The 7603-nt window shown below is 55.9% G+C and carries 6 protein-coding genes; 4 read left to right on the top strand and 2 right to left on the bottom strand.

Annotated features, from left to right (window positions below; all coding sequences use genetic code 11):
- A partial coding sequence (gene helD, locus ADK28_RS05860) for a DNA helicase IV (protein WP_048795146.1) occupies nt 1-2014 on the bottom strand: 2014 nt, incomplete at its 3' end.
- Between the two features lie 166 nt (nt 2015-2180).
- Here helD and ADK28_RS05865 point away from each other — a divergent pair.
- Both ADK28_RS05865 and yccS read left to right on the top strand, forming a co-directional pair.
- Nucleotides 2181-2633, top strand: a complete 453-nt coding sequence (locus ADK28_RS05865) for a YccF domain-containing protein (RefSeq protein ID WP_004928120.1) — start codon at nt 2181-2183, stop codon at nt 2631-2633.
- Nucleotides 2634-2659: 26 nt separating this feature from the next.
- A complete protein-coding gene (gene yccS / locus ADK28_RS05870) occupies nt 2660-4795 on the top strand; it encodes a YccS family putative transporter (RefSeq protein WP_033640795.1) in 2136 nt (711 codons plus the stop codon).
- Nucleotides 4796-4799: 4 nt separating this feature from the next.
- On the opposite strand, the gene ADK28_RS05875 is transcribed toward yccS, so the two are convergent.
- Nucleotides 4800-5456 (bottom strand): TfoX/Sxy family DNA transformation protein, encoded by a 657-nt coding sequence (locus ADK28_RS05875; protein ID WP_048795147.1) that lies wholly within the window; start codon nt 5454-5456, stop codon nt 4800-4802.
- 229 nt (nt 5457-5685) lie between these two features.
- Between ADK28_RS05875 and sulA the strand changes: the two genes are divergently transcribed.
- Entirely contained in the window at nt 5686-6192 is a 507-nt protein-coding gene (sulA, locus tag ADK28_RS05880) for an SOS-induced cell division inhibitor SulA (protein WP_015377359.1), read from the top strand.
- A 356-nt stretch (nt 6193-6548) separates the two neighbouring features.
- Nucleotides 6549-7603, top strand: a 1055-nt coding sequence (gene ompA / locus ADK28_RS05885) for a porin OmpA (protein WP_048795148.1), incomplete at its 3' end; no start/stop codon positions are given.

The raw sequence follows: 7603 nt of genomic DNA on the forward strand, positions 1-7603 counted from the left end.
GTTCAACGAATACCGAAGGGCGTTCACGATCCTGCAACAGCCATACCTGATGTTTAGCTCGAGTTAACGCGACATACAGCAGACGGCGTTCTTCGGCATCCGGGAAATCCTCCGGCCGCGGCAGTAGCACCTCTTCCAACACCGACTCGCGCGCCACGGCGGGGAAGCCGTCACGCCCCTCATGCAAACCGGCAATGATGACGTATTCCGCCTGCTGCCCCTTGCTGGCATGGATGGTCATAAACTCCAGATTCAGTTTAGGCCAACGGGTGGCCGCTTTCGCCAGCGCTTCCGGTTTCAGATGGTGGTAACGCGCCAGCACCAAGATGCGCTCATCCGGCTTGGCATAGCCGCTCAGTTTATCCAGCAAGGGCTCCAGTTGTTCGTGCGGCAGGATCGCCACCGACTTTTTATTGCCCTTGCTCAGGCTGTTGAGCGGTTTTTTCAGCTGGTGCGGGTTTTGCTGCACGAACCGGTTGGCCACCTCGCCGATACGTTCATTGAAGCGATAGGTGGTATCCAGCGCGCACTGCGCGCCTTCGCCGAAGTTCGTGGCGAAGGCCGTGGTTAACGTCAATTCTGCGCCGCTGAAGCGATAAATCGCCTGCCAGTCATCCCCCACCGCAAACAGGCAGGTCTGCTTGTTCTGTCGGCGCAATGCCGCCAGCAACAGTGCACGCTGCGGTGAGATATCCTGAAACTCGTCGACCAGAATATGTTTCCACGGACTGACGAAGCGCCCCTTGTCGAGAATGTTGACTGCCTGATGGATCAGGCCGGAGAAGTCCACCGCCCCTTCCTCTTTCAAGGCGCTTTTCCAGGCTTTCAGCAGCGGCGCCATCAGCCGGATGCGTTTTGAAAACAGATCGCGGATTTCTTCATCCGCCTGCTCAATCATTTCCGCCTGGCTGCCGCCGTGCATGCGCATCAGCCCCAACCAGCGTTCCAACCGGCTTGCCAGGCGATCCGCCAGGCGCTTATCCTGCCAGAAGTCGCCTTCCGGCACTTCCCATTCCAGCTCTTCGGTCAACCATTGACGCCACCCCTTGGCCTGCGCTTTCTTCTCCGCGCACTGTTGGCGCCAATGGGTAATCAGCAGCTCTTTGCGCGCTTTGGCATCGGTTTCCAACCGGCTGATGGCCGGCGCTTTGCGGCTGCCTTGTTGAATGATTTGCAGCGCCAAGGCATGGAAAGTCTTGGCCTGAATGCCGACATCGCCCAAACGTTCTTTGATGCGGTCGTTCATCTCGCCGGCAGCCTGACGGCCGAACGCCAACAGCAAGATTTGCCCCGGTTCCGCCTCCTGACGGCGCAGCAGCCAGCCGGCGCGCGCCACCAGCACCGACGTTTTGCCACTGCCGGCGCCGGCCAACACCAGCACGGAATCCTCGCCATTGACCACCGCGCGGCTCTGGGAGTCATTGAGCGGTGAGCTTTCGACGGTCTGGAAGAAGTCGTGATGTTGCTCCAGCATGCGATCGATCCACTGCCGGTTGCGTTGTTCAACGCTGCGTTGCCCCTGCTGCAGCCATTGCAGACACAGATGGTAATCGGCCCGGCAGTTATCGAATTCATCCAGGCGCGCTACCGGCATCGGCAGCGCGGAGAAAGCCTCACGGATTTGCTGTTGCAGCTTGCCCAGCTCAGACTTTTTGAACCATTTATCTTGCTGCTCTATGCGCTGAATCTGTGTCACCTGCTGTTGCAACACGCCGGCGCTGACCTCACTCATTTCAGCGCTCCACTGCTGCCACGCCTGCTGCAGATAGTGATAAAAACGTTGCGTTTCCTGCCATTCGGTACCGTGCAGCCGCACCACTTTTTCGTCCGGCAATTCAAATTCCAGCTCGCCCCAGACGATGCCGCGCTTGCACCTGACCTGAATCAGTTGATTGAAGGGGATCAGGTATTCATGTTTTTCCCCGCTCACCTCAACGCCGGCGTGCAGCAACCGCACGCGGTTATAAGGATGCTGAGCCAGGTGTTTCCCCAGCGATGTCGCTTTAAGTTCCATATCGTCGCGCCATGACTATGTTGAGAGTAAATAACGGATATCTGCCAGTTTACCTGCGATAAGCAGTGGCACTCTAGCGCTAAAAAAAGGGTAGAATAGATTTTGCGTTTTTATCGTGAATACGCCCGCATCGCGGTTTGGCTATCATTAGAGCAGAATGACGTCTATGCGTACTGTACTGAATATTCTTAATTTTGTGTTGGGCGGTTTCTTCACCACGCTAGGCTGGCTTATTGCTACGGTGTTCAGCGTGCTGCTGGTCATCACACTGCCGCTTACCCGCTCCTGTTGGGAAATCACCAAGCTGTCGCTGGTGCCGTTCGGCAACGAAGCGATACACGTCGATGAACTGTATCCGGAAAAAAGCAATGCGCTGCTCTCCGCCGGCGGCTCGCTGCTCAACATTATTTGGCTAGTGCTGTTCGGCTGGTGGCTGTGCCTGTCACACATCGCCGCCGGTATCGTGCAATGCGTTTCAATCATCGGCATTCCGGTCGGTATCGCCAATTTCAAAATAGCCGCCATCGCGCTGTGGCCGGTGGGGCGCCGCGTCGTCTCGGTAGAAATGGCTCAGCAAGCGCGTATTGAGAATGCTCGCCGCCACTATCATCAGCGTTAATTTTTTCTCCGTTTGAGGAGTTTTTCGTGCGCTCTTTTGCACCCGCAGTACGTCGTTATACCTACAACAGCAATCTGCTGTATCACCTGCGCATTCTTATTGCGCTGATCGGCACCACCGCCGTTCCCTGGTGGCTGGGCATTCCCAAGCTGACTATCCCGCTGACGCTGGGCGTGGTGGCAGCGGCACTGACCGATTTGGACGACCGCCTGGCCGGCAGGTTACGCAACCTGCTGATCACGCTGGTGTGCTTCTTTGTTGCCTCCGCGTCGATCGAGCTGCTGTTCCCTTATCCCTGGTTGTTCGCCCTTGGCTTAACCACGTCGACCTGCGGTTTTATCTTGCTGGGCGCCTTGGGGCAGCGTTACGCCACCATCGCCTTCGGCGCACTGCTGATCGCGGTTTACACCATGCTCGGCACCTCGATGTACGATGCCTGGTATCAGCAACCGCTGCTGCTGGTGATCGGCGCGCTGTGGTACAACCTGCTGACGCTGGCGGGCCACCTGCTGTTCCCTATCCGGCCGCTGCAAGAGAACCTGGCGCGCTGTTACGATCAACTGGCCAACTATCTGGATGCCAAGGCCAATCTGTTCGATCCCGACGCCGAACGCGCCGCCGACCTGCCATGGATGGATGTCGCGATGGCCAACAGCGCGTTGGTCGCGTTGCTGAACCAGACCAAAGCCTCGCTGCTGACGCGCCTGAAAGGCGATCGCGGCCAGCGCGGCACCCGCCGCACCTTGCACTACTATTTTGTCGCGCAGGATATCCACGAACGCGCCAGCTCTTCCCACGTTCAGTACCACGCGCTCAGCCGGCAATTCCGTCACAGCGATATTTTATTCCGCTTCCAGCGTTTGCTGAGCATGCAGGCGCGCGCCTGCCGCCAGTTGGCACAATCGATCCTGCTGCGGCAAAAATACCAGCACAACCCGCGTTTTGAGCCAGCCTTCAGCCGCATTCAGGAGGCCTTGGCGCGCATAGCCGAAACCCAGGGCAATTCAGAGCAAACCAAAGCGCTGGCGCACCTGCTGAAAAACCTGCATGCGATCGATGCGCAGCTGGCCAATATCGAGTCAGAGCAGACGCTGGCCAGCGGGCAGGCGGAAGAGAACAGCCTGGCCGACGATCGCTTAACCGGCTGGAGCGACATCCGACTGCGCATCAGCCGCCATTTGACGCCGCAGTCGGCCCTGTTCCGCCATGCCATCCGCATGTCGGCAGTGCTGTGCGTGGGTTACGCCTTCATCCAGCTCACCGGCATGCAGCACGGTTACTGGATCCTGTTGACCAGCCTGTTTGTCTGCCAACCGAACTACAACGCGACCCGCCGGCGCCTGGCGCTGCGCATCATCGGCACCCTGGCCGGTATCCTGATCGGCCTGCCAATCCTCTATTTCGTGCCTTCAGTGGAAGGACAACTGGTGTTGATCGTCATCACCGGTGTCTTGTTCTTCGCTTTTCGCACCGTACAGTATGCCCATGCAACGATGTTCATCACGCTGCTTGTGTTGCTGTGCTTTAACCTGTTGGGTGAAGGTTTCGAAGTAGCAGCCCCGCGCGTTTACGATACCTTATTGGGTTGCGCCATCGCCTGGGCGGCGGTCAGCTTTATCTGGCCGGACTGGAAGTTCCGCCAACTGCCGGCGGTGGTGGATAAAACGCTGAATGCCAACTGTCGCTATCTGGACGCCATTCTGGTGCAATATCATCAGGGTAAGGATAACGGGCTCGCTTACCGCATCGCGCGGCGAGATGCCCACAACAGCGATGCCGAACTGGCTTCGGTCATCTCCAACATGTCCGCCGATCCCAAGGCCGACAAGGCGTTGCAGGAAGCCGCCTTCCGTCTGCTCTGCCTGAACCATACTCTCCTGAGTTATATCTCGGCGTTGGGGGCGCACCGCGAGCGGTTGAATACCCCTGCCACACTCGATCTGCTCAATGATGCCGTGTGTTACGTGGACGGCGCCTTGCATCAGGAAGAACGGAACAGCCAGCGCATTGCGCAAGCGCTGGAACAGCTGGCGGAGCGTATTCGCAAAGCCGTTCCAGAACCTGAAAGCAAAGAACAGTTGGTCTTGCAGCAGGTGGGGCTAATGCTCGAGCTGCTGCCGGAACTCACCGCACTCCATACCCAAATCAATAAGGCAACCTAATTACTCAGGGCCCGCTTGATGGGCCCTGAACTACTGGCTCATGGCCATGGCGACGCATAGCCATCGTATGATCGAACCAGCGCACCAGTTCGTTGCGCAATTCGGTAGGCAACGCCGCCTGATGATAACCGGCTATCGCGCCGCCCAGCGACAGCAGCACGCGCAGACCCAGATTGGTCTGCTGTTGCAGCAGGCGAAGATAGCTACGTTTAGCGCCATGCAGCCGCAGGTCATAGGCATTGCGAATACCCGCTCGCCATAGCAAGCGCTCCATGTTGACATCTATATTCGGCAACGCCTTCAATCTGCCGTGATCGCCGGCCTTGAGCCGCTGTTCTCGGCGCGCTTCCCTGATAGCCTGCCAGGCCAGCCCTACCAGCTCGTTGCGTTCCCGCCACAGCGACTCGTCAACCCAGTAATAGCGCAAGGTGATGGGCACACCGCGCTTGGAATAGACCATATTGACCATGCCCCGGGCGCGAAAGGCCGGTTCCATGCTCGCCGTAGCCCGCAAGTACAATTCACCTTCCGCTACCACCGCAAACATTACCCCTTCAGCCAGCAGCCCATAGCCGCCAAACTGTGATCGTGTGGTGATGGTGCCCAGCGCCGCAAAGCAATTTTTAGCCTGCGCGATTCTTCTCGTCGACATCCTTTTCATAGCGTTCCTCCTTTTTAGGTTCTGGCCGTATTATTTCTCTCATCAATGAAAAAAGTAACGTGAACAACTAATTAGAAAAATACGCACTATCCGCCCGCCTGCCAATCACAAAAATCGTCGGTACAAAAAATGATCGCAATTATGCGAGCCGCTACGAAAATTTGGGTTGATCTTATCCTAAATCAGGGATACTGTATAAACATACAGTAACACGACGGGCGGGAACTTTATGCGTACTCAATCACTCTACCAACCTCATTTCGGCCATGGCTCTTATACAACGCGCAATGTTGCGAAGAACACGGATATCGGCAAAGAGAATGGCTTGATCAGTGAACTTGTTTACAACGAGCGCCAGCCCGCAGTGGCTCAATTACTGTTGCCCCTGCTGCTGCAATTGGGCAAGCAGTCTCGCTGGCTTCTGTGGCTGACGCCGCAGCAAAAATTAAGCAAGCAATGGCTGCAGCAATCCGGCCTGCCTGTCGATAAAATGGTGCAATTGAGTCAAATCAGCCCGGTGAATACGGTTGAGGCGATGGAAAAAGCGCTGCAAACGGGAAATTACAGCGTGGTTCTCGGCTGGTTGCCCGAGCTAACGGAGGAGGATCGTCTAAAATTAAGACGTGCGGCAGAATTGGGTAATGCCTATGGGTTTATCATGCGCCCTCAACGTGACATTAGCCCGACTCACGGACACTGTTCCACCCTAAAAATTCACTCTTCTTTGTATCATTAAGTAAATTTAGGATTTTTCCCATCATTTTCGCACCCCCTAAGCGGAACCTTTGCGGGGGAAGGCAAAAAGCTAGTCCGGCTGCGGTTTGGCAGGCAAAAACGCGCGATGAATCGCCGTTTTTTTAGGCTAAGAATGTTAGCAAATATGTACGATTCCGCGTTTTTTTTTAGAGCCTTATCACATCACACTTGTAACTTTCGCGCCACGTTGTAGACTTTACATCGCCAAGGTTGCTCTATAACGTCAGAAAAACTGGCGAGTAACAAACGAGGGCTTAAACCTTGGCGAAGGAATTTAACCAAGGGCTTAAACAGCTTTAAAGCTCATTGCCTATTTGGATGATAACGAGGCGCAAAATGAAAAAGACAGCTATCGCATTAGCAGTGGCACTGGCAGGTTTCGCTACCGTAGCGCAAGCCGCTCCAAAAGATAACACCTGGTACACCGGTGCTAAACTGGGCTGGTCCCAGTACCATGACGTTGGCTTCTACGGCAACGGTTACCAGAACGGTATCGGCAACGGCCCAACCCATAAAGATCAGCTGGGTGCCGGCGCGTTCCTGGGCTACCAGGCAAACCAATACCTGGGCTTCGAGCTGGGCTATGACTGGCTCGGCCGCATGCCTTACAAAGGCAGCGTGAACAACGGTGCTTTCAAAGCGCAGGGCGTTCAACTGGCCGCTAAACTGAGCTACCCAATTGCTGACGATCTGGACATCTACACTCGTCTGGGTGGTATGGTATGGCGTGCAGACTCCAAAGCTAACTACGGCCGTACTGGTCAGCGTCTGAGCGACCACGACACCGGCGTTTCTCCGCTGGCTGCTGTTGGTGTTGAATACGCACTGACCAAAAACTGGGCTACCCGTCTGGATTACCAGTTCGTAAGCAACATCGGTGACGCAGGTACCGTTGGCGCACGTCCAGACAACACCATGCTGAGCCTGGGCGTTTCTTACCGCTTCGGTCAGGATGACGTAGTTGCTCCAGCACCAGCTCCGGCTCCAGCTCCAGTTGTTGAAACCAAGCGTTTCACTCTGAAGTCTGACGTGCTGTTCAACTTCAACAAATCTACTCTGAAAGCAGAAGGCCAGCAGGCTCTGGATCAGCTGTACACCCAGCTGAGCTCCATGGATCCTAAAGACGGCTCCGTAGTTGTTCTGGGTTACACCGACGCCGTTGGTTCTGACCAGTACAACCAGAAACTGTCTGAACAACGCGCACAGAGCGTTGTTGACTACCTGGTCTCCAAAGGCATCCCGTCAGACAAAATCTCTGCACGTGGTATGGGTGAAGCAGATGCAGTTACAGGCAACACCTGTGGCTACAAATCTGGCCGCGCTACCAAAGCTCAGATCGCTTGCCTGGCACCAGATCGTCGCGTAGAGATCGAAGTTAAAGGTATCAAAGA

Origin of the sequence: Serratia sp. 506_PEND (assembly GCF_001076875.1) — a bacterium.
GTDB classification, from domain to species: Bacteria; Pseudomonadota; Gammaproteobacteria; order Enterobacterales; family Enterobacteriaceae; genus Serratia; species Serratia marcescens.

Excerpts from the sequence above, each read along its gene's own strand:
- ADK28_RS05865 (WP_004928120.1), top strand. The coding sequence starts at position 2,181 with ATGCGTACTGTACTGAATATTCTTAATTTTGTGTTGGGCGGTTTCTTC.
- ADK28_RS05875 (WP_048795147.1), bottom strand. The coding sequence starts at position 5,456 with ATGAAAAGGATGTCGACGAGAAGAATCGCGCAGGCTAAAAATTGCTTT.
- sulA (WP_015377359.1), top strand. The coding sequence starts at position 5,686 with ATGCGTACTCAATCACTCTACCAACCTCATTTCGGCCATGGCTCTTAT.